Source organism: Serratia plymuthica (assembly GCF_018336935.1).
In the GTDB taxonomy this organism is placed as follows: domain Bacteria; phylum Pseudomonadota; class Gammaproteobacteria; order Enterobacterales; family Enterobacteriaceae; genus Serratia; species Serratia plymuthica_B.
Map to the genome: position 1 here is coordinate 4,503,892 of NZ_CP068771.1, position 21,794 is coordinate 4,525,685.

The window sequence follows — 21,794 nt, forward strand, 5'->3', positions numbered from 1 at the left end:
AGTGTAGTCTGATTGGCGACGCGCTTATTGCGGCCACTTCATCTCGCCCTTCAGCACCTTGGCGCTCAGTTCCAGGCTAGATTCATCTTTCAGGTTCGGGTAATGCTTTTTCATTGCCGCAATCAGCGCCGCAGAATCTTTGGCTTTCGGCAACTCGGCTTCCAGCGTGGTCAGGTAGTTCTGGGTGAAGGTCACGGATTCCAGCGTCTGCGGCGCGCCCGGCAGGAAGTGGCCAGGGACGACGACTTTCGGTTTCAGCGCCTTGATGCCTTCCAGCGTTTGCTGCCAGTGAGCGCGGGATTCCACGGTCTGGTTATCGGCGATCCACGGGTGGATATTGTCGCCGGCTACCGGGACGCCGCCCACTACCGCCTTCAGCTCAGGGATCCACACGTAGGTACGTTCCGGCGTTGGGCCGGTCAGGCCTTTCACTTCCACTTTCTGGCCGTCGATGGTGAAGCTGTCGCCATGCAGTGCCTGCGGAACCACGACCGCTTTAGGCGCGTTGTCTTTCAGGATCGGGCCCCAGTACGCCATTTTGCCGTCTTTGGTGGCATTGATTTCTTTGATCGTGTCCGGCGACGCGATGATTTTTGCCTGCGGGAACGCAGCTTTGATCACGTCCAAACCAAAGTAGAAATCCGGATCGGAATGGCTGATGTAGACGGTGGTCAGCTTCTTGCCGGTCGCTTTGATCTTTTTAACCAGTTCTTCGGCGTCGTTGCGTTGGAACTGGGCGTCGATCAGCGCCACTTCGTGTTTACCGCTGATGATTTCCGAAGAAACCGGGAACACGCTTTTCTCTCCCGGGTTGTACACTTCCATGGTCAGGGAGTCAGCCGCAGCGGCGAAGGTGCTTGCAGTGGCGATGCTGGCGAAAGCCAGGGTCAATAATGATTTCTTAAACATGGGCAGAGGTCCTTTTGGGTAATCAGTTGTTGTTGTACAGATGTTAGGTTGCATAAAGCGTTAGAAAAACCGGATAATGAGCAATTATTCATTGCGTAAATCGGACGAATCATGGATCGCATTACCGCAGCAGAAGTTTTTATCACCATCGTTGATCGCGGTAGCATGATTGCCGCTGCGGAAACGCTGGAAATGTCGCGAGCGATGGTGACGCGCTATCTGGCGCAGATGGAGCAATGGGCCGGCGCGCGTTTACTGCACCGCACTACCCGTAAGCTTAGTCTGACTGACGCCGGAGAGCGCACTCTCGAACGTTGCCGGCAGATGCTGGCGCTGGCGGGTGAGATCGATTTGGTCGAAGGCGAGCAAAGTGACGAATTGCGCGGTCTGCTGCGCATCACCTGTTCACAGTCGCTGGGCCAGACCGCGCTGGTGGGGGCGGTGACGCAATATCTCAAACGCCATCCGCAGGTGGCGGTGGATTTGCAGATGAATAATCGGGCGGTCAATCTGGTGGAGGAGCGCATCGATCTGGCGCTGCGCATCACCAATGAGCTGGATCCCAATCTGATCGCCCGGCCGCTGTCTTCGTGCGCTTCGGTGGTCTGCGCTTCCCCGGCTTATCTGGCGGCGCACGGCATGCCGCGCCATCCCCAGGATTTGGCGCTGCACAACTGCCTGACTTATTCCTACTTTGGTAAAAGCCTGTGGCATTTTGATGCTCAGGGCGTGAAGTCGGCGGTGGCGGTCAGCGGCAATCTCAGCGCCAACGAGTCGGTAGTATTGATGGCCGGGACGGTGCAGGGCGCCGGCATTTCCATGCAGCCTTATTATTCGGCGGCTCCATTGCTGGCAAGCGGTGAACTGATAGAACTTATGCCGGATTATCGGCCGCAGTCGATGGGGATTTACGGCATTTATACCTCGCGTCGCCAAATGCCGGCCACCTTGCGCACCATGCTGGATTTTCTGGTGGAGTGGTTTGCCACCGACCCCAACTGGCGGGCGACGCTGCGCTGATATCGTTAACACGACAGCAACATTTGCACACATTTTTCATCGCCAGCGCATTCAAGCGTTTAGCGGCCTGATGATGGCTTTTTGTGCTCAGCGGGGCTTTGTCACTGGTTTCAAGGTCGGTCGCCGTGCTATTTCTGTAGCGTGAAAAGAGTGAATAAGACTTAATAATTATAGGGTTAAGAAAATAACCCACAGGTTGAACAACATCTCTGACCCTTTTTCGCGGGCAGCCTGTCAGGCTGTCCGGCAATTCCGCGAGTTTTTACCGGCCCCGTGCGCCTGATGCCGGGGCTTTGTCGACTGGGAGCGTTACACATGCCTGTTTCTCTGCTTGCACTGGCGTTAAGTGCATTTGCCATTGGCACCACCGAGTTCGTGATCATGGGGCTGCTGCCTGAGGTGGCGGGGGATCTTCAGGTCTCAATCCCTTCAGCCGGCTGGCTGATCAGCGGCTATGCCCTCGGCGTGGCGATAGGCGCGCCGATCATGGCATTGTTGACGGCGAAGCTGCCGCGCAAGAATACCCTGCTGTTGCTGATGGTGATTTTTATCTTCGGCAATATCATGTGCGCGTTGGGTTACAACTACGACTTCCTGATGCTGGCGCGTATTGTCACCGCGTTGTGTCATGGCGCGTTCTTCGGCATCGGTGCGGTGGTGGCCGCCAATCTGGTGCCACCGAATCGCCGCGCTTCTGCGGTGGCGCTGATGTTCACCGGCCTGACGCTGGCCAACGTGCTGGGGGTGCCGCTCGGCACCGCGTTGGGGCAGGCGTTGGGCTGGCGCTCCACCTTCTGGGCGGTGGCGGTCATCGGCGTGCTGTCCTTGCTGGCGTTGTACAGCAAGCTGCCGGCGGTGGAGGATGAGGCGCCAACCGATCTGAAAAAAGAGCTGGCGGCCCTGCGCGGCGGCGGCATCTGGCTTTCGCTGCTGATGACGGTAGCCTTTGCCGCGTCGATGTTTGCGCTGTTTACCTATATCGCCCCGTTACTGACTGAGGTGACCGGCATTTCGTCACATGGGGTGAGTTGGACGCTGTTGCTGATGGGGGTCGGCCTGACGCTGGGTAACATCGTCGGCGGCCGTTTGGCGGACTGGCGCTTGCCGGTTACGTTGACCTGCACGTTTCTGGTGATTGCCTTCTTTGCCGCGCTGTTCAGTTGGACCAGCCATTCCATGGTGCCGGCGGAAATGACCCTGTTCCTGTGGGCCGCTGCGGCGTTTGCCGCCGTACCGGCGCTGCAGATCAACGTCGTGACCTACGGTAAAAAGGCTCCGAACCTGGTTTCCACGCTGAACATCGCCGCGTTTAACGTGGGCAATGCCATCGGAGCCTGGGTAGGCGGGGTGGTGATTGCACAGGGGCTGGGGCTGACCAGCGTGCCGCTGGCCGCCGCGGCGATTGCCTTGCTGGGGTTGGTGCTGTGCCTGGTGACTTTCAGCCGAGCCAAACGGCCGGCTAGCGCTTAATCACTGCGGCCAGACGGGCGGGAAGACTCTCGGCCTGCTGCTGCAAATGCTGAATGAAGGCCGTGACCAGCGCCGATGATGGGCGGTGCAGCGGCCGGATCAGGCTGACGGTAAAAGGCACTTCAACGCTGAACGGCCGCACGTGCACGCCGCTGTTGGCGTAATCGAGCGCCGTCAACGGGTTCACTATCGACAACCCCACGCCTTCTTTCACCATGGCGCATACCGATGCCGCGCTGTGAGTTTCCATGACCAGACGGCGGTTGACGCCTTCCTCATTAAACAGCGAGTCGAGCAACTGACGGTAGCTGTCGGTGCTCGACAGGCTGATAAAGTTTTGTCCGTCGAAGTCTTGGGGGGTCAGCACCCTTTTCGCCAGCAGCGGATGCTCGGCCGGCAGCACGCACACCTCGTTCAGCGTCATCAACGTCATCCGCTCGGTGCCTGCCGGGGTCAGGGTGTTTTCCGTCAGACCCAAATCGTGGCGCTGCGCCGACAGCCACTCTTCCAACAACGGCGACTCCTGCGGTATCACGCTGAAACTGACTTCCGGGTAGCGATCGATAAAGGGTTTGCACACCACCGGCAGCAGCGACTGCGAGAATACCGGCAGGCAGGCAATGGAAAGCTGCGCCTGCTGGAACTGGCGGATACCTGCAGCGGCGTTGACGATGCGTTCCAGGCCGTAATAGGAGCGCTGCACCTCTTCGAACAGCCGCAGGCCCTGCACCGTCGGGTATAAACGTCCGCGCAGCCGATCGAACAGCTGTAGCTGGATCAGTTTCTCGAAGCGGGCCAGTTCGCGGCTGACGGTGGGCTGTGAGGTTTGCAACAGCGCTGCCGCCTCGGTCAGATTGCCGGTGGTCATCACCGCATGGAAAATTTCAATCTGGCGCAGGGTAATCGCGTGCATCGGCGCGCTCCATAAACAGGTAAGTCCATATCATAAATGAATAGACTTCGGCTAAATAGATATTTTCCACGCAGTAAAGAGTGCGGCACTATGGGTGACATGACTTCAGCCACATTTTTGATCCGGGAACATCACCATGCCACGCGCTTTGCACGATACCACCACCGCCCTCAATGCCGCTAACCTGCTGGCCTTGCCTCAGCGTTTTGGCTGCCCGGTATGGGCCTATGACGCAGCTATCATCAGCGAGCGCATCAGCCAGTTGCGCCATTTTGACGTGATTCGTTTTGCCCAAAAGGCCTGCTCGAATATTCATATTCTGCGCCTGATGCGCGAACAGGGCGTCAAGGTGGATTCCGTCTCGCTGGGCGAAATTGAGCGTGCGTTGCAGGCCGGTTTTCAGCCGGGCGGTGAGCCAAGCGACATCGTGTTTACCGCCGACGTGTTGGACCACGCGACGCTGGCGCGCGTCAGCGAATTGAAAATCCCGGTGAACGTCGGCTCGATCGATATGCTGGATCAACTGGGCCAGGTTTCCGTTGGCCACCCGGTGTGGTTACGTATCAACCCGGGCTTTGGCCACGGCCATAGCCAGAAAACCAATACCGGCGGCGAGAACAGCAAGCACGGGATTTGGTATGCCGATTTGCCGCAGGCAGTGGAAAAAATTCGGCAATACGGCCTGAAGCTGATCGGTGTGCATATGCATATCGGTTCGGGCGTGGATTACCAGCATCTGGAGCGCGTGTGCGACGCCATGGTGCAGCAGGTGATCGAACTGGGTCATGATATCAGCGCGATTTCTGCCGGCGGCGGGCTGTCGATCCCCTATCAATACGGCGAAGAGGCGATTGATACCGAACACTATTTTGGCCTGTGGAACAGCGCGCGCGAGCGCATTGCCGCTCATCTGGGCCATCCGGTGAGCCTGGAGATCGAACCGGGTCGTTTCCTGATGGCGGAGGCCGGGGTGTTGGTCGCCGAGGTGCGTGCGGTGAAAGACATGGGCAGCCGTCACTTTGTGCTGGTGGACGCCGGTTTTAACGATTTAATGCGCCCGGCGATGTATGGCAGCTATCACCATATTTCCCTGCTGCCGGCCGATGGCCGCAATACCGAGCATCAGCCGCTGCGCGACACCGTGATTGCCGGGCCGCTGTGCGAATCCGGCGACGTGTTCACCCAACAGGCCGGTGGCGGCATTGAAACCCGCGAGTTGCCGCCGGTGCAGGTCGGCGACTATCTGGTATTCCATGATACCGGCGCCTATGGCGCTTCGATGTCTTCAAACTACAACAGCCGTCCACTGTTGCCGGAAGTGTTGTTCGAGAACGGGGAGCCACGGCTGATCCGCCGCCGGCAGACCATCGAAGAGTTGATTGCGCTGGAACTGATCTGATGCAGACGGGCGCAGCGCGCTGCGCCCGTCTCAGAGTGTCATCCGCCGATGCTGGCCGTTGGGCAGTTCAACCTCTAACGAAAGCGTGCCGCCCATGGCTTCAATGTAGCGTTTCAGTGAAGAGAGTTTGATTTCGCTACCGCGCTTTTCCAGATTGGCGACCGACGGCTGGCTGATGCCAAGCCGTTTCGCCAGTTCTACCTGAGACACCGCAAGTTCTTCCCGCAGCATCGCCAGTCGCAATTCAAAAATTTCCTTCTCCGCCTTTTGCCGGGCTGCCGCAACGACGGTGGGATCGAGCTTATCGATCAAATTTGATAAAGGCTTGGCCATATGCGTTACCTCTGGGTCGCCAGATAATGTGAAAACTCCATGGCGGCGATGGGCAACAGGCGCTGATAAAAGCGTTTATCGCCTGTCTTGTCACCACCGCATAGCAGTACGGCCAGGTGTTGCGGATCAAAGGCGAAAAACACCCGAAACGGGCGACCGCGGTGCTGAATACGCAGCTCTTTAAGATGCCTTATTGAGCTGGAAAAATGCAGAGTGTCGGCATGCGGACGAGCCAATAGCGGGCCGAATTCCTGCAATTTGAATATTTCCGCCAACACGCTTTTTTGTTCATCGCCGTTCAGTGATAAAAACCCGTCGTCGAATCGTTCGACGGTTACGACTTGCCACATACCACGCTCCGAATATAGCTTTTATGCTATATAGTGTAAAGGTTATTGTGGAGACAATATGCGTACGGGTGGGGAATGGGAAATCGCAGAAAAAGAAATGCGGCGCAGTGCGCAATCAGCGTTTTGCGCCTGAGAGTCTCAACCGGCGTAGGGGCCTGGAGCCACGGAGTCGCGCAACCGAAGCTCGCCGGTGAACGGGGAAAGCGGGGAGAGGCTTTCGCCGTTGATCAGGCGGAAAGCCTGGCTGATAGCCGCCTCGATCATCACGTCTATCGGCAGGTAAACGGTGGATAGCGCGGGTTGCAAATAGGCGGCGCTCGGCTCGTCGTCAAAACCGAATAACGAGACATCCTGCGGCAGGCGCTTGCCCGCTTCGTGCAGCGCCTTCATCGCACCGACGGCCATATCGTCGTTGCAGGCGAACAGCGCACTGAATCCGGTCTCGCCGGCCAGCAGGCTGCGGCTGCCCTGATAGCCGCTTTGCACGCTGCTGTCGCCATAGGCCACGCGGGCATCGTCGAAGGCAATTTTGTGATGCTCAAGCGCTTGCCGATAACCCGCCAGCCGCGCCTGGGCAGTGGGGGTGGCGATAGGGCCGGTGATGCAGGCTATCTCGCGGTGCCCCTGCCGAATCAGATAATCCACCGCATGGAAGGCGGCCTGCCGCTGTTCGAAGAAAACACAGCGCGTACGCGCCTGCGGCAGATCGCGATTGATCACCATGATCGGTACCGGCAGGCTGCCCAGCAGGGCCATTAACGCCGATTCGGACATGAAACGGGTATAAAGAATGATCGCGTCGCAGCGGCGATCGGCCAACAGCTGCACTGCCTGCAGTTCATCTTCCGGCGTATCGTGACCATCGGTGACTATCAGGTGCTTGCCGCTGGCCTCGATAAGCTTGGCGGCCTGGCGCAGCAGGCGCCCGAAATAGGGGCCGTCGAAGTTGGATACCACCAACCCAATGCTGTTGGAGCTTTTGTTCGCCAGCGACTGGGCGAGAAAGTTCGGGCGGTAACCCAATTCGTCCATCGCCTTGAACACCGCGTCGCGGGTGCTTTTTTTCACCTGGCCGGTGCCATTCAACACGCGTGAAACCGTGGCTTTAGAGACCCCAGCGCGAAGGGAAACATCCAACATGGTGATCATCAGTGGCTAACCCCTTTTCAACATCCGCTGCGGCAAATAACGCTCAGTTTAGCATAGGGTTATCCCTTGGCTGCGGGGCTTTTTTCCTTCTGGTTTACGCGGTGGCGGAACGGCACTAGACTGCTTTCGGGCAACGAGAGGAAGCGGAAATATGATTAACATTGTGCCTTTGGCGGATTATCCGCAGTACCTGCAACAGGTGGTGGACTGGCAGTGGCGGGCGTTCGGCGGCGAAAACAGCCGGGCATTTTTCGCCAGCGTGGTAGAAAGCGGCCTGCGGGGCGCGGATTTGCCGATCACCTTTATTGCCTTGCAGGGGGAAAAGCCGGTGGGCACCGTCGCTCTGTGGCGCTGTGACCTGATCAGTCGCCAGGATCTGACCCCTTGGCTGGCGGCGCTGTACGTGGATGAAAGCCAGCGCGGCAGCGGTCTTGGCCTGAGGTTGCAACAACACGTGCAGGACTACAGCCGGCGAGCCGGCTTCAGTGAACTCTATCTGTACAGCGAATTCAGCGGTTATTACGAACGTCACGGCTGGCATTACATCGGCGACGCGCTGGATTATCCGGACCGCCCGGTGCGGTTGTACCACCGGGCGCTGGTTTAATTCTGTTCGTAAACGTTATTGATACTGGCGACCGAATGACGCCGCACCAGCGTCGGGCTGAACATGTTGGTGATCTCCGGCAGCGGCTGGTTGTTGGCCAGCGCCAGCGCCAGTTCGGCAGCCTGGGTCGCCATCGCTACCACCGGATAGCGGATAGTCGTCAGGCGCGGCCGCAGGTAGCGTGAAATCAGCACGTCATCAAAACCGATCAATGACATTTGGCCCGGCACGTCCACACTGTTGTCGCTCAACACCGAGAGCGCGCCGGCGGCCATTGAGTCGTTATAACAGGTCACTGCGGTAAAGTGCTTGCCGCGTCCGAGCAACTCGGTCATCGCCTGTTCACCGCCAATCTCGTCCGGCTCACCGTAGGCAATCAGTTTTTCATCCACCGCAATGCCATGTTCCTGCAACGCATCGAGATAGCCCTGCAGACGGTCTGCCGCGTCGGAAATCTGGTGGGTGGAGCAGACGATGGCGATGCGTTGATGCCCCTGCTGGATCAAATGGCGGGTGGCCAGCCAGGCACCATAACGGTCGTCCAGCGCCACGCAGCGTGCCTCGAAGCCCGGCAGCGTGCGGTTTATCAGCACCATGCCCGGTATCTGCTGCATCCAACCGCTCAGTTCGTTATCGGTCAGCTTTTTGGCGTGAACCACCAGCGCGGCACAGCGGTGCCGCACCAGTTGTTCAATCGCCTGGCGCTCTTTTTCAGCCTCGTGGTAACCGTTGCCAATCAGCAGGAAGTTGTGGGTGGTGTAGGCCACCTGTTCCACTGCCTTGACCATGGCGCCAAAGAAGGGGTCGGAAACGTCGGACACGATAAGCCCAAGCGTTTCGGTCGATTGCTGCGCCAGCGCGCGCGCGTTGGCGTTAGGGTGGTACTGCAGTTGTTCCATCGCCGCCAGCACCGCAGAGCGCGAACTTTCGCTGGCTTTCGGGGAATTGTTTATTACGCGAGACACCGTGGCCACGGAAACACCCGCCAGCCTGGCAACATCCTTTATCGTAGCCATATCTGTAATACATCCTGGGTAATCGCTTACATTCCCCAGTTTTGCGGAAAAAGCCCGGGGCTGCAAGCGGTGGTGATCGCAACTTGTGGCGGCCGTTGCAGATATGTGCGATTTAATGTGCGCTTAGGCCCGCAGGGTACAGTGATAGAGCAATTTGTGCTTTGAAACCGCGCGTCGGCTGATGTTACTTTTGTGCATCTATTGATTGCCCGAGAATCTCATGTCCATTAAACGTTACCCGCAACTCGCACACTGGGGGGCGTATACCGCCGTGGTTGAAGACGGCAGGCTTATCCGCTGCGAGCCGTTCGCCGACGATCCGGATCCCTCTCCGCTGCTCGATTCCATCGCGCCAATGGTCTATTCCGACAAACGCATCCGCAAGCCGGCGGTACGCCGTTCCTGGTTGCAGAAACGCGAAGGGAGCGACCGCACGCTGCGTGGCCGGGAAGATTTTGTTGAGGTGGAATGGGATCTCGCCCTTGATCTGGTGGCGGAAGAGAATCGCCGCGTGCGCGATCGTTACGGCCCTTCCGGCCTGTTTACCGGCTCTTATGGCTGGTCATCCGCCGGGCGTCTGCATCATGCGCGCTCGCTGGTGCGGCGTTTTTATTTCAGCGGCGGCGGTGGCGTTGACCAACTGGGCAATTACAGCTGGGGCGCGGCGCAGTTTTTCCTGCCGTACGTTATCGGCACCTTTACCCCATTGACCGGGCGCGTGACCAGTTGGCCGAGCGTGGTCGAACACTGCGAGCTGTTTGTCGCCTTCGGCGGGCTGGCGTTGAAAAACGCCCAGGTATCCTCCGGCGGCGCAGCGGAGCATACGCTCAAACCCTGGCTGCAGAAGCTGGCGCAGAAAGGCACCCCGGTGATCAACATCAGCCCGATGCGCGATGACTGCCCGGACTTTGTGAATGCCGAATGGATCCCGATCCGCCCGAACACCGATGTAGCGCTGATGTTGGCGCTGGCGTATGAAATTCAGCGTCGGGGCGCACAGGATGAGGCTTTCCTCTATAGCCATTGCGTGGGTTACGACCAACTGGCGGATTATCTGCGTGGCACGGACGACGGCGTGGCGAAAACGCCGGAATGGGCCAGTGCTATCACCGGCATTCCGGCGGCGCGCATCAGCCTGCTGGCGCAGCAATTGATCGGCGTACGCAGCTTTATTACCTGTTCCTACTCGGTTCAGCGCGCTCATCGCGGCGAACAGCCGTACTGGATGATGATCGCCCTGTCGGCGATGCTCGGCCAGGTCGGCCTGCCGGGCGGCGGATTCTCGTTTGGCCATGGCTCAATGAACGGCGTCGGCAATCCGCGGGTGGATACGCCGGGGCCAATGATGCCGGTGGGCAACAATCCTTGCGGGCTGGCGATCCCGGTAGCGCGCATCTGCGATATGCTGTTGCAACCCGGCGAACCTTACTCGTTCCGTGGGGAAACGCTGCACTATCCGGATATTCATCTGGTTCACTGGGCCGGCGGCAACCCGTTCCATCACCATCAACAGCTGAACCGGCTGGTGGAAGGGTGGCAAAAGCCGGATACGGTAATAGTGCAGGATATCTGGTGGACACCGGCGGCGAAGATGGCGGACATCGTGCTGCCAGTCACGACCTCGCTGGAGCGCAACGATATCGGCGGTTCATCGCGCGATCGCTATGTGCTGGCGATGCATCAGGCGATAGCGCCGCAGCATCAGGCGCGCAACGACTTTGATATTTTCGCCGATCTGGCGGAGCGGCTCGGTTACCGCGAACAGTTCACCGAAAACCGTGACGAACGGGCCTGGATCGAATCTATCTATCAGCAGTGCGGGCAGGCGCAGGCGGGGACCGGCGTGGAATGGCCGGAGTTCGCGGATTTCTGGCGTAAAGGTTATGTGGAACTGCCGGCACCGGCGAAGGAGTTTGTATTCTTCGACGGCTTCCGCGCCGATCCGCAGGCTAATCCGTTGCAAACCCCAAGCGGCAAAATCGAGTTGTTCAGCGAGAAAATTGCCGGTTATCGCTATGCGGATTTTGCACCCCATCCGCAGTGGCAACCGCCGGTCGAATGGCTGGGCGCGCCGCAGGCCAAAGAGTGGCCGCTGCATCTGATTTCCATTCAGCCGGGCGACCGTCTGCATAGCCAGATGGATCCGGCGCCGCTGGCGCAGGGCAATAAAACGGCGGGCCGAGAGACTCTGTATATGCACCCGGAGGATGCTGCAACGCGCGGTATTGCCGAGGGGGCCGAGGTACAGGTCAGCAATGCGCGCGGCCGTTGTCTGGCAGGCGTTGCCATTACCGATGGCGTCACCCGCGGCGTGGTGCTGATGGCCACCGGGGCCTGGTTCGACCCGGGCTTTGGCGCGCAGCGCCTGGCGGTGGAGCAGTCCGGCAACCCGAACGTTTTAACGCTGGATATCGGCACCTCGCCGTTGACGCAGGGGCCGAATGCCATGAGTTGCCTGGTGGAAGTGAGCGCCTTTCCTGCTCTCACTGCTCAACATAGTCCGCGCTGACCTGCAATTGCGTCGACAACGGGATCAGATCTCGTGATTGCTTACGCAGCTGCGTCGCGGGCGCCGCGAAATTGGCAACGGTTAACGACAGCGTGAAATGCCGCCCGGATGCGGCATTTGGCGTAAAGATCCGCAGCGTTTCACTATTGGCCGGTAAAGGGTAATTTGACAGGCGGGTTTGGCTTGGATCTTCTGGGCTGAGCGAAAAGGCAATTCGCTCCCCATCATCGCTGCGCAGCTCATCAATCGATAGATTAAGGTAGCTTGATGGGGGCGTTTCCCCGCCACGGTGTTCGGCCTGGCTTCGGTTTTCTCGCAGGGTAAACCCTTGAAGCCGCACTGGCGCATCGCAATTCAACTGATATTGCAATGGGGTGCTGTGCAGCAGGGTGGGTTGCTGGGAGAGCGTTCCAATATCGTGCTCTCCCAGGTAAATGCTGTTTTGCGTGGCTGTTAGCCTGCAGTCGGCGCCAGCCCCAAAACTGATGCCAATGGCGGCTAACCCGTAATAAATCACTTTCATCTTATGTCCTATATCTGCGTGCGATTAGCGGCATACGACGTGGCGTCGGCTAATTCCGGCACGGTTGGCGGAGGCTGTTTCTCCATCAAGTTCGAAATAACATACCCGGCCTGACGGCGTTTTCATGCTAAAGCGCTGCGATGGCGCATCGTTCTCGATGTCGAGAGCTTTCTGGTGTTCAATGAAGGCGGCGCCCTGTCCGTCGGTAAAGGCCACTACCCGCTGCCGTTCATCCTGAACCATGCTGCCGATGGCGGGTTTTTTACCGTCGTCATAGCTAATCTGAGCCATGACCCGCAACGTGTTGATGGCATTGATGTTGACGTGTTTGACGCTGCCGCGCGCCAAATTCATATTGCGCACTCCGTTGTCGATATCGGCGCCGGGGGGCAGAGTACTGGTATCGACGTTGACCAGGCTTGGTTGGTATTCGCGTAAACGAGGGATGACCGCTTTCCCTTGTTTGCCATAGGTTTTCACCTTTCCTCCCGGGGTGGAGACGCTGACTCCGGGCAGGCCGGGGAGGGTCAAAATCCCGAAGGTATCGCCTATCTGCTGTGGAGACAGCGTCAATCCGCTGCCGTCTGCGACCAAAGAGCCGCTGGCATTGTAATAAAGCGCCCTCTGGCTTTCCGACAATTGGCTATAGCTGCCGGAAAGCGTTACGAACGGGCTTAGATAGTTCAGGTTGCCTGAATAGGCGCCACTGTGGGTTTGGTTGCTTTGAGTGGCATTCAGCCCATAGGTCAGATCGCCGTTTAACGCCTGGCCTGAAAGCGAATTGCCGATGCTGCGATTTTTGCCGTTATTGATCATATTGGCGCTGTAACGCAGATTTTTCCCCAGCGGCAGCGAGATAGAGGCATATACCCGCGTGTCGTTATCGCGAGAGTAGCGGCTGCGCTCTTTTTCCAGGTTAACGCTCAGGGTTGCGGAGCCAAATTGTCGGTTCCAATAGGCATATACCCGTTGATTGAACTGCGTATCTCCTCCCTCCGTGCGAGTGGCTCCCAGGGACAGATTGCCAATATGCTGCTGATACCAGCCCAGACCCAGGCTGTAGCTTTGCCGCTGGCGTGAAGGTTCGCTGCGCGATGCAAACCAGGGGGCTTCTTCGCGATTGCTCTTGCGGGTTGAGCCAAGCTGCGTGGGGGTGCGATATTGTTCTGACTGAATGCTGTAGCCGGCGTTCAGCGTTAAGGTTTTTATCAAAGGCAACGCGCCATTCAACTGCAGTTTAGCGCCGTTGCCGCTTGATGAACGTGCCACATGCCCCAGGGCCGTGAAGCGATAATTGCGGCCATTTACGCCATAACCGGTGGCCACGCCGCGGTAATTGCGGCTGAGAAAGCCGCCGCCTCTCAACTGATGATTATCAAACCACGGCCAGGAGAACGAGCTTGTGATGAAGGGCGTTTCTGCGCTGTTGTCCAGATTGTGAGTACGCCCGAGGGCGAGGGAATAACTGCCCTGGCGGGGCGCCGAATTTCCGGGTGCCGCAAGATAAGGGACGACAAATTGTTTACGGCTGCCGTTGCTTTCCGTGACGGTGACGGACAAGTCCACCGCGTCAAACTGTGCGGGAATATCCGCAAGGCGAAAGGCGCCCGGTTGCACCAGCGTGGCGTAAACTAACCTGCCATTCTGAAAAATTTCAACCTTGGCTTGGCTCTCGGCAATGCCTTCGACCACCGGCACCTCGTTGCGCTGGCTAAACGACAGCGCCGAGTCAGGCAGCCATTGCAACCCATCCAGAGTAATGCCGCTGTAAAGCGAGTCTGACAGCGTTGCTCGTCCCAGACGCATCATGGCGTTATAGTCCGTCAACGTGCGTTGCAGATAGCTGTCGTAAGGCGTGTAACTCTGCTGCCGCTCGGATTTGTTGTAGGTGCCGTTGTGGCGGAACAGCCAGTTGTCGCTATTAAAACCGGTTTCCAAAGCGGCGTAATCGCTGCTGTGGCTTTGGCTGTCGAATCGGCTGGCGGTATAATTCAACATCAGAGCATGGCCGCCAAATTCATACTCGGCCGGTTGCCGGCGAATATGGTGCTGCGGCAAGAGTAAAACCAGTCGATTGTTGCCGGTATCGCTGTCGATGCGGCTGTCCGCATAGCACTGGCTCATCAGCATGTCTTTTTTCACATCGAGCTTGCAGGGGTGCAACCCCAGAGTTTCCACAAGAACGGGGTCGTATCGCCACTCGCCTTGTTTGTCGATACTGATCTCGTGCTGCCCGTAGTTTTGCCCGTTGATGCTAATATTTAGCGGGTGTTTACCAGCAGGAAATTTTGCCCCGGAAGAAAAGTAGTCGGCAATTTCGCTGGGGATCCCAAGGGCGCGCATCATATCAGTATCGTAGCCGGCATGACTGGGCAAGATGTAGCCGGAAGTCAGGCAAAACGCCAATAGGCGTAGCGGTGTATGCAATTTCAAAGCTGCCTCACTGGCTTGGGGCAAGGTTAACCGTCACTGCGGGTATGGCGCGCCCTGTATTGCTGATTGGCGTGTAATGCAAACGGAAAGGAATGCGAGCGAGCCGATCGCTCTTACGTGTCGTAATGGTTTGCCCAGGCAGCAAATAAGGCTGTTCCAGCACAAGCTGCTGTTTGCCGGGCAGAGTGGTGATGCTGGGGACTAACCGCACGACGTAGGGGCTTGGATTCCTGACTTGCAACGCATGCCCGTTTCGCTGCCAGCTCAGCGCTTGCCAAGGCTGTTTGTTTTCCGCCAATGTGGCGGGATGGGCGACGGCGACAACCCGGTGTCGGGTATTGATCTTGATCTGATTATTGCCTTCACCCATATCAGGAATTTCCTGAAAATACAGATGACGCATATGCTGACGGGTCTGATCAAGACGTGCCGGGTCGGCAAGCATGACGCGTACCAGTTGAGATTTGCCCGGATCGATGCGCGCCGCCGGTGGGGATAAGATAAACAAGGGGTCTTTTCCTTGTTGGCTCAATGAGTTTTCTGCGACGGATGAAAATAATAATACCGGATAGTTGCCGATATTATCGATCCTGATCGTTGCTTCCCCTTTATCCTGGTTGATCAAAAGACTGATCTTTTCCAGCTTAATTGTTGCGTGGCCATTGATGGAAAGAGAAAATAGAACTATTGCTGCAATATAGTGGATAAGACCTTTCATTTTATTTCCTGAACGTCAGAGAATAATGAACCCTGGAAATAGGGTGCTAGGATGCTTGGCGTATCAGCGGGCCAAAATAGGTGGGAACAAAAAAATTGCTCCCACGCGACGGTTATAGGTAGTGAACGGAGAGGTTCACCGAGGCCTGCAGAGCAATGCTGTCTTGCATTTGGATGCTCTTGTCATCGATGTAGCTGAGTGGGGTAAGGAACGCGCGGTAGCTGAATGTGCCGCTGAGGTTTTGACCGATGGCTATCTCGTCATAATTGCCGTCTGAGGTGGCCGTGAAACGGTTGCCCGAAGCGACGGAGAATATGGCCTGTTCTTTATCCGCGCCATTGGTCGCGTTCGTCAGATCAAAAATCTCATTCTCTTGAGGAATCATCACCGCCCCGATAGGGTCGCCATCCATAGCGATATCAGACAGCGCCAAACCGAGTACCGCGATGTCTTTGTTATTGGCGCCTTTGGCCAGCGAAGCGGTAAAGCTTTTATCTCCAAACTGATAATCTGCGTCACCTTTTGCGCTGACGACTTCGATACCCATGCTGGTCGGCGCGGTGCAATTAACGGTAAACGGGATGTTGCCGATGCCATTGCCTTCCAGTTGGACGGGGTTTACTTTATCAAAAGCTTCGCTGGAATGGCGGCCAAGATCGACGCTGTTGGTGCCGGCTGCAATGCTGCAACTGGTGTTGTTGTAAATTTCACCGGAGAAATCCACGCTAGTGCCGGCTGTTTTGGCGGCCAGGGCGTTAGAACATGCCAGAGGCAGTAAGGCTAATAATAAATATTTTTTCATTCAGAGTTCCTTCTGAGAGTATGCCATTTAAATAGAGAATTAGCATTCCTATTGGCTGACTGGAGAATAAATGACATTGATGTCGCGATGATTTTCCTCGATGTCTCAATGCGAGATTATATTATTTTTATTTGCATTTTTATGCAATATTATGCTTGATATGTATAATAAAATAGATTTATGTTCTGATTTTTTGCGTGATTTATTGAAAGTATTTTTGGTTTTACTTTTTTTATACATGCATATAGATTTTATTACTTCTCGTTATACGTTAATTATTAATAGTGTTTTTTGTATGCATGTCTTCTGTGAGGTTATCGTGGTGAATAAGGGGGGAGAGAGTTCTCTGTGGTCAGCCTGAGCATTTTTCGGATATATTCACTGCCGTCCTTTGACGTGAATGACGCGAGATAAATATGTATTTCATGCGGCGGCGTAAATTACGCACTTGATTTCATTTCAAAAATTAATTTTTCGATTCACCGGCAGTTTTGCCAATAGTCTTTATCCAGACTCGGTGGTCCCAAAGGGATTGATTGATGAGTTTCAACAATTTGCGTGTTGAAACTCGTTTAATTGCACCAACCTGCGCAGATGCGTAGGTTTTTTTCCTGTCAGGCTACTTTCCGCCGCCGTTAATTCCTTTTCTCACCGTTACTATCGTTTAAGTTTCATTAAGTTATTTCAGGAGATCGTGGAAAATTTACAGCTGGTTGCATTTAGAGCAGAACTCTTGCGATTCATCGGTAGTTTCTTGATCGGCATCTCTCTAGAGTAGGTGATCCCAGAGGTATTGATTGGTGAGAAATCAGCATACTCTGTATGTTGAAGCCATTTTCAATTGCACCAACCTACGCGGATGCGTAGGTTTTTTTTTGCCTGCCGTATAGTATTCTTTTCCCCACAACCAGTTATACCCTTCATCTTTCAAGGCGCTGGTGTGTTGGCTGCGCGTTCTCACCCCAATCACTTACTTCAGTAAGCTCTTGGGAATTCGTATGCTTGCCGCCTTCCTGCACCTTAAAATCTATTGGGTATACACTCATTTTTTTGGCCAAAGGGAGAAGGGCATGATCCTGTCCGTGCTGCGCACGTTGTTCCGCCTGCTGTATCGAATTCGCGTTGAGGGTGATGCCCGGCACTTCGAACAGCCTAAGCTATTGATTACGCCCAATCACATCTCCTTCCTCGACGGCATATTGCTGGCGCTGTTTTTACCGATCAAACCGGTGTTTGCGGTCTATGCCAGCATCGGCGATCGCTGGTTTATGCGTTGGTTGAAACCCTATATCGATCTGGTTTATCTCGACCCGACCAAACCGATGGCGATCAAACAGCTGGTGCGTATGGTCGAACAGGGCCGGCCGATCGTGGTATTCCCCGAGGGACGCATCACCGTGACCGGTTCGTTGATGAAGGTTTATGACGGCGCCGCGTTTATCGCCGCCAAATCGGGCGCGACCCTGGTACCGGTACGGCTGGACGGTGCCGAGTTCAGCCCCTTTGGCCGCATGGCCGGCGTATTCAAGATCCGCTGGTTCCCGCAGATCAGCATCCGTATTTTACCGCCGACGTCGCTGCCGATGCCGGAAGCGCCGCGCGCCCGCGATCGTCGCGCATTGGCCGGTGACCGGCTGATGCAGATCATGATGAAGGCGCGGATGGACACTCGCGAGCCGCAAACGCTGTTCCGCGCCCTGCTGGCGGCTCAGCACCGCTATGGCAGCAACAAACCCTGTATTGAAGACATTGCCTTCAGGGAGGACAGCTACCGGCAGTTGATCAAAAAATCGCTGGGCGTCAGCCGTATCCTGCAGCGCTTTACCGCAGAGGGCGAACATGTCGGCATGTTGTTGCCGAACGCCACCGTCACCGTGGCGGCGATTTTCGGCGCCTCTCTGCGCAACCGTATTCCGGCAATGCTCAATTACACCGCCGGTTCCAACGGTTTGAAAAGCGCGATGACCGCGGCGACCATCAAAACCATCGTCACTTCGCGCCAGTTCCTGGAAAAGGGCAAGCTGACACACTTGCCGGAACAGGTGCCGGAGGCCAACTGGGTGTATCTGGAGGACCTTAAAGATACCCTGACTTTGGCGGACAAGCTGTGGATCCTGCGCCACCTGTTCCAGCCGGCACATGCCATGCTGCCGCAACAGCCGGACGATGCCGCCTTGATCTTGTTCACCTCGGGGTCGGAAGGTAATCCAAAAGGCGTGGTGCACTCCCATGCCAGCCTGTTGGCCAACGTTGAACAGATCCGCACCATCGCCGATTTCACCCCGCGCGACCGTTTTATGTCATCGCTGCCGCTGTTCCATTCGTTCGGCCTGACGGTCGGGCTGCTGACCCCGCTGATGACCGGCAGCCGCATTTTCCTTTACCCCAGCCCGTTGCATTACCGCGTGGTGCCCGAACTGGTGTATGACCGCAACTGCACCGTGCTGTTTGGCACCGCCACCTTCCTCAATAATTACGCGCGCTTCGCCCATCCGTATGATTTTGCCCGCTTGCGTTACGTGGTGGCCGGGGCGGAAAAGCTGGCGGACAGCACCAAACAGATTTATCAGGACAAATACGGCATCCGTATCCTGGAAGGCTATGGCGTAACCGAATGTGCGCCGGTGGTGTCGATCAACGTTCCGTTGGCGGCGAAGGTGGGTACCGTGGGCCGCATTATGCCGAAAATGGAGGCGCGTTTGATGAAGGTGCCGGGCATCGATAACGGCGGGCGCCTGCAGTTGAAAGGTCCGAATATCATGAAAGGCTATCTGCGTGTGGAGCGCCCGGGTGAGCTGGAACCGCCGGCGGCGGAAGATGAAAACGGCAATCTGCAACCGGGCTGGTACGACACCGGCGATATCGTCACGTTGGACGATCAGGGTTACTGCGTCATTCGCGGCCGGGTAAAGCGTTTCGCCAAGCTGGCCGGCGAAATGGTCTCGCTGGAGAGCGTGGAGTTGCTGGCGCAGCGCGTGGCGCCGGAAGGGCAGCATGCCGCCACGGTGAAAAGCGACAGCAGCAAGGGGGAAGCGCTGGTGCTGTTTACCACCGACGCAAGCATCACCCGCGAAGCCTTGTTGCGTGCGGCGCGTGAGTTGGGTAGCCCCGAACTGGCGGTACCGCGTGATATTCGTTTCCTGAAAACCTTGCCGGTGCTCGGCAGTGGCAAACCGGACTTTGTAACCCTGCGTAAAATGGCCGAACAGCCGGAGAATACCCGATGAACCCGTCGTTGAATACCGACTCACCTTTGCTCTCGCGCAGCATGATTGCCGTGATTTGCGCGCAGTTTTTGTCCGCCTTCGGCGACAATGCGTTGCTGTTCGCCACGCTGGCGTTGATCAAGCAGCAGCTGTACCCCGACTGGAGCCAGCCGATTTTGCAGATGGCGTTTGTCGCCACCTATATCATTCTGGCCCCCTTTGTCGGCCAGGTCGCCGACAGTTTCGCCAAGGGACGGGTGATGATGGCGGCGAATGCTCTGAAGCTGGCCGGCGCGCTGGTCATCTGTTTTGGGCTTAATCCCTTCCTCGGTTATACCTTGGTGGGCGTGGGTGCCGCCGCTTATTCCCCGGCCAAGTACGGCATTTTGGGTGAAATCACGCACGGCGAAAAGCTGGTCAAGGCCAACGGCCTGATGGAGGCCTCCACCATTGCCGCGATCCTGATTGGCTCGGTTGCCGGCGGTGTGCTGGCCGACTGGCACATTGTGGCTGCGTTGGCGGTCTGCGCGCTGGTATATGCGGCGGCGGTGATCGCCAACCTGTACATTCCACGCCTGCCGGCGGCGCACCCGGCGGCTTCCTGGACGCCGCGCGCGATGACCCGCGCCTTCTTCAACGCATGCGTTGTGTTGTGGCGCGACGGTCAGACACGTTTTTCATTGATTGGCACCAGCCTGTTCTGGGGCGCCGGGGTGACGCTGCGTTTTCTGTTGGTGCTGTGGGTGCCGGTGGCGCTTGGCATCGGCGATAACGCCACGCCGACGCTGCTGAACGCCATGGTGGCCGTAGGGATTGTGATTGGCGCCGGGGCGGCTGCGCGCTTTGTCACGCTGGAAACGGTGAAACGTTGTATGCCGGCCGGGATCCTGATTGGCGTGGCGGTGGCAATCTTTGCGCTGCAAACCACCCTGTTTAATGCTTATGCGTTGCTGCTGACGATAGGCGTGTTGGGGGGCTTCTTTGTGGTGCCGTTGAACGCGTTGTTGCAGGAACGAGGAAAACGTTCGGTAGGCGCCGGCAATGCGATTGCGGTACAAAACCTGGGAGAGAATACCGCCATGTTGCTCATGCTGGGTCTGTACTCTCTGGCGGTGAAAGTGAGCGTGCCGGTGGTCGGTGTGGGTATTGGTTTTGGCGTGGTGTTTGCGCTGGCGATCACCGCGCTGTGGTTTTCACAGCGCGGCGCGAAATAACCGCAATGGACAGCTGTCGGGGCGCAACACACCGCGCCCCGACGTATTCATGGCGCGGGAATGGTAAAGCGGGTATGGATCTCTTCCAACCCCTGCAACACGTCTTCATCCAACACCAGGTCAAAGCTGTCGATGTTGGTTTTCAACTGATCCAGCGTGGTGGCGCCCAGCAGGGTGCTTGCCACGAACGGCTGTTGCCGCACGAACGCCAGCGCCATCTGCGAAGGATCCAGTCCGTGCTTTTTGGCTAACGCGACATATTCGGCAATCGCCAGTTGCGTTTGCGGTGCAGAATAGCGGTTAAAGCGAGTGAACAGCGTATTGCGCGCTCCGGCCGGTTTGGCGCCGTTTAGGTACTTGCCGCTCAGGGTGCCAAACGCCAGGCTGGAATAGGCCAGCAGTTCAACGCCCTCGTGCTGGCTGATCTCCGCCAGAGCGATCTCAAAGCTGCGGTTCAGCAGGCTGTAGGGGTTTTGAATCGAGACAATGCGCGGCAGTTCGTGTTTTTCGGCCAATTGCAGATAGCGCATTACGCCCCACGGCGTTTCATTGGATACCCCGATATAACGGATTTTCCCGGCGCGTACCTGCTCGGTCAACGCTTCCAGCGTTTCCAACAGGGTAACGCTGGCTTTATCGTCGGTGTATTGATAATTGAGTTTGCCGAAGTAATTGGTTTGGCGCTGCGGCCAGTGCAACTGATAAAGATCGAGATAATCGGTGTTCAGCCGTTTCAGGCTTGCGTCCAGCGCGGCGCGGATATTTTTGCGGTCCAGCGCCTGTTGCGGCCGGATGCTGCTGTCGGCGCCGCGTACCGGCCCGGCGATCTTGCTGGCCAGCACTATTTTTTCACGGTTGCCGCGCGCCTTGATCCAGCTGCCGATGTACTGTTCGGTCAGCCCCTGGGTTTCAGGACGGGGCGGTACCGGATACATCTCTGCGGTATCGATCAGATTGACGCCAGCGGCTAATGCATAGTCGAGTTGCGCATGGGCATCGGCTTCACTGTTCTGTTCGCCAAAGGTCATGGTGCCCAGTCCCAGCACGCTCACTTCTAAAGAACTGTGGGGTATACGGTGGTATTGCATTAACGGCCTTCCTTTCGTGTCAGTGCTTACGGGCCTTTACGCCCGGTGAAACAGGAGCCTGATAGCTTGCAAGGCGGTAATATCGCCTTTCCCGACTATAACCAAGCCGTGAAGATGGGGGAAGTGGATTCCGTG

Annotated in this window: 18 protein-coding genes; 7 read left to right on the plus strand and 11 right to left on the minus strand. The window is 57.0% G+C overall.

The window, feature by feature from the left end:
* Window positions 1-24 precede the first annotated feature (24 nt).
* Window positions 25-909 carry an MBL fold metallo-hydrolase gene (locus JK621_RS20990; protein ID WP_212557495.1) on the minus strand — a complete coding sequence of 295 codons (885 nt, stop codon included), beginning with the start codon at window positions 907-909 and terminating at the stop codon, window positions 25-27.
* A 111-nt stretch (window positions 910-1,020) separates the two neighbouring features.
* Here JK621_RS20990 and JK621_RS20995 point away from each other — a divergent pair, with 111 nt between their 5' ends.
* Together JK621_RS20995 and JK621_RS21000 are read left to right on the plus strand one after the other, a co-directional pair.
* Entirely contained in the window at window positions 1,021-1,929 is a 909-nt protein-coding gene (locus tag JK621_RS20995) for a LysR family transcriptional regulator (protein ID WP_212557496.1), read from the plus strand.
* Between the two features lie 315 nt (window positions 1,930-2,244).
* Window positions 2,245-3,399, plus strand: coding sequence for an MFS transporter (locus tag JK621_RS21000; protein WP_212557497.1), 1,155 nt, complete (start codon window positions 2,245-2,247; stop codon window positions 3,397-3,399).
* Here the strand turns inward: JK621_RS21000 and JK621_RS21005 are convergent.
* Window positions 3,389-4,312 carry a LysR family transcriptional regulator gene (locus tag JK621_RS21005; protein WP_212557498.1) on the minus strand — a complete coding sequence of 308 codons (924 nt, stop codon included), beginning with the start codon at window positions 4,310-4,312 and terminating at the stop codon, window positions 3,389-3,391. The genes JK621_RS21000 and JK621_RS21005 overlap by 11 nt on opposite strands.
* Before the next feature lie 136 nt (window positions 4,313-4,448).
* Between JK621_RS21005 and lysA the strand changes: the two genes are divergently transcribed.
* Complete coding sequence (lysA, locus tag JK621_RS21010) at window positions 4,449-5,711, plus strand: diaminopimelate decarboxylase (protein WP_212557499.1); 1,263 nt, start codon at window positions 4,449-4,451, stop codon at window positions 5,709-5,711.
* Between the two features lie 30 nt (window positions 5,712-5,741).
* Here the strand turns inward: lysA and JK621_RS21015 are convergent, their stop codons facing one another.
* The 3 genes from JK621_RS21015 to JK621_RS21025 form a co-directional block, all read right to left on the minus strand.
* Window positions 5,742-6,044 carry a helix-turn-helix domain-containing protein gene (locus JK621_RS21015; RefSeq protein ID WP_063200237.1) on the minus strand — a complete coding sequence of 101 codons (303 nt, stop codon included), beginning with the start codon at window positions 6,042-6,044 and terminating at the stop codon, window positions 5,742-5,744.
* 5 nt (window positions 6,045-6,049) lie between these two features.
* On the minus strand, window positions 6,050-6,394 hold the full coding sequence (locus tag JK621_RS21020) for a type II toxin-antitoxin system RelE/ParE family toxin (RefSeq protein WP_212557500.1): 345 nt from the start codon (window positions 6,392-6,394) through the stop codon (window positions 6,050-6,052).
* A gap of 138 nt (window positions 6,395-6,532) precedes the next feature.
* A complete protein-coding gene (locus JK621_RS21025) occupies window positions 6,533-7,543 on the minus strand; it encodes a LacI family DNA-binding transcriptional regulator (RefSeq protein ID WP_212557501.1) in 1,011 nt (336 codons plus the stop codon).
* Between the two features lie 151 nt (window positions 7,544-7,694).
* Here JK621_RS21025 and JK621_RS21030 point away from each other — a divergent pair, with 151 nt between their 5' ends.
* Window positions 7,695-8,150, plus strand: a complete 456-nt coding sequence (locus JK621_RS21030) for a GNAT family N-acetyltransferase (RefSeq protein ID WP_212557502.1) — start codon at window positions 7,695-7,697, stop codon at window positions 8,148-8,150.
* On the opposite strand, the gene galR is transcribed toward JK621_RS21030, so the two are convergent.
* A complete protein-coding gene (gene galR / locus JK621_RS21035; RefSeq protein WP_212557503.1) occupies window positions 8,147-9,166 on the minus strand; it encodes an HTH-type transcriptional regulator GalR in 1,020 nt (339 codons plus the stop codon). The two genes, JK621_RS21030 and galR, sit on opposite strands and share 4 nt — an antisense overlap.
* A 220-nt stretch (window positions 9,167-9,386) precedes the next feature.
* On the opposite strand from galR, the gene JK621_RS21040 reads away from it, so the two are divergent.
* Window positions 9,387-11,675 (plus strand): molybdopterin guanine dinucleotide-containing S/N-oxide reductase, encoded by a 2,289-nt coding sequence (locus tag JK621_RS21040; RefSeq protein ID WP_212557504.1) that lies wholly within the window; start codon window positions 9,387-9,389, stop codon window positions 11,673-11,675.
* Here the strand turns inward: JK621_RS21040 and JK621_RS21045 are convergent.
* From JK621_RS21045 to JK621_RS21060, 4 genes are all read right to left on the minus strand, one after another.
* Complete coding sequence (locus tag JK621_RS21045) at window positions 11,650-12,198, minus strand: hypothetical protein (protein WP_212557505.1); 549 nt, start codon at window positions 12,196-12,198, stop codon at window positions 11,650-11,652. The two genes, JK621_RS21040 and JK621_RS21045, sit on opposite strands and share 26 nt — an antisense overlap.
* A 24-nt stretch (window positions 12,199-12,222) precedes the next feature.
* Window positions 12,223-14,631 (minus strand): fimbria/pilus outer membrane usher protein, encoded by a 2,409-nt coding sequence (locus tag JK621_RS21050; RefSeq protein WP_212557506.1) that lies wholly within the window; start codon window positions 14,629-14,631, stop codon window positions 12,223-12,225.
* Window positions 14,632-14,638: 7 nt separating this feature from the next.
* Window positions 14,639-15,349: a fimbria/pilus periplasmic chaperone gene (locus tag JK621_RS21055; RefSeq protein WP_212557507.1), complete on the minus strand. Its 711-nt coding sequence runs from the start codon at window positions 15,347-15,349 to the stop codon at window positions 14,639-14,641.
* A 112-nt stretch (window positions 15,350-15,461) separates the two neighbouring features.
* A complete protein-coding gene (locus JK621_RS21060) occupies window positions 15,462-16,151 on the minus strand; it encodes a hypothetical protein (protein WP_212557508.1) in 690 nt (229 codons plus the stop codon).
* Window positions 16,152-17,221: 1,070 nt separating this feature from the next.
* Here JK621_RS21060 and aas point away from each other — a divergent pair.
* The gene (gene aas / locus JK621_RS21065; RefSeq protein WP_212557509.1) at window positions 17,222-19,378 is read left to right on the plus strand and encodes a bifunctional acyl-ACP--phospholipid O-acyltransferase/long-chain-fatty-acid--ACP ligase; all 2,157 of its coding nucleotides are present in this window, start codon (window positions 17,222-17,224) and stop codon (window positions 19,376-19,378) included.
* A complete protein-coding gene (gene lplT, locus JK621_RS21070; RefSeq protein ID WP_212557510.1) occupies window positions 19,375-20,571 on the plus strand; it encodes a lysophospholipid transporter LplT in 1,197 nt (398 codons plus the stop codon). The genes aas and lplT overlap by 4 nt, the downstream gene beginning before the upstream one ends.
* A gap of 47 nt (window positions 20,572-20,618) precedes the next feature.
* Here lplT and JK621_RS21075 read toward each other — a convergent pair whose 3' ends face one another.
* Window positions 20,619-21,659, minus strand: coding sequence for an NADP(H)-dependent aldo-keto reductase (locus JK621_RS21075; RefSeq protein WP_212557511.1), 1,041 nt, complete (start codon window positions 21,657-21,659; stop codon window positions 20,619-20,621).
* Window positions 21,660-21,794 lie beyond the last annotated feature (135 nt).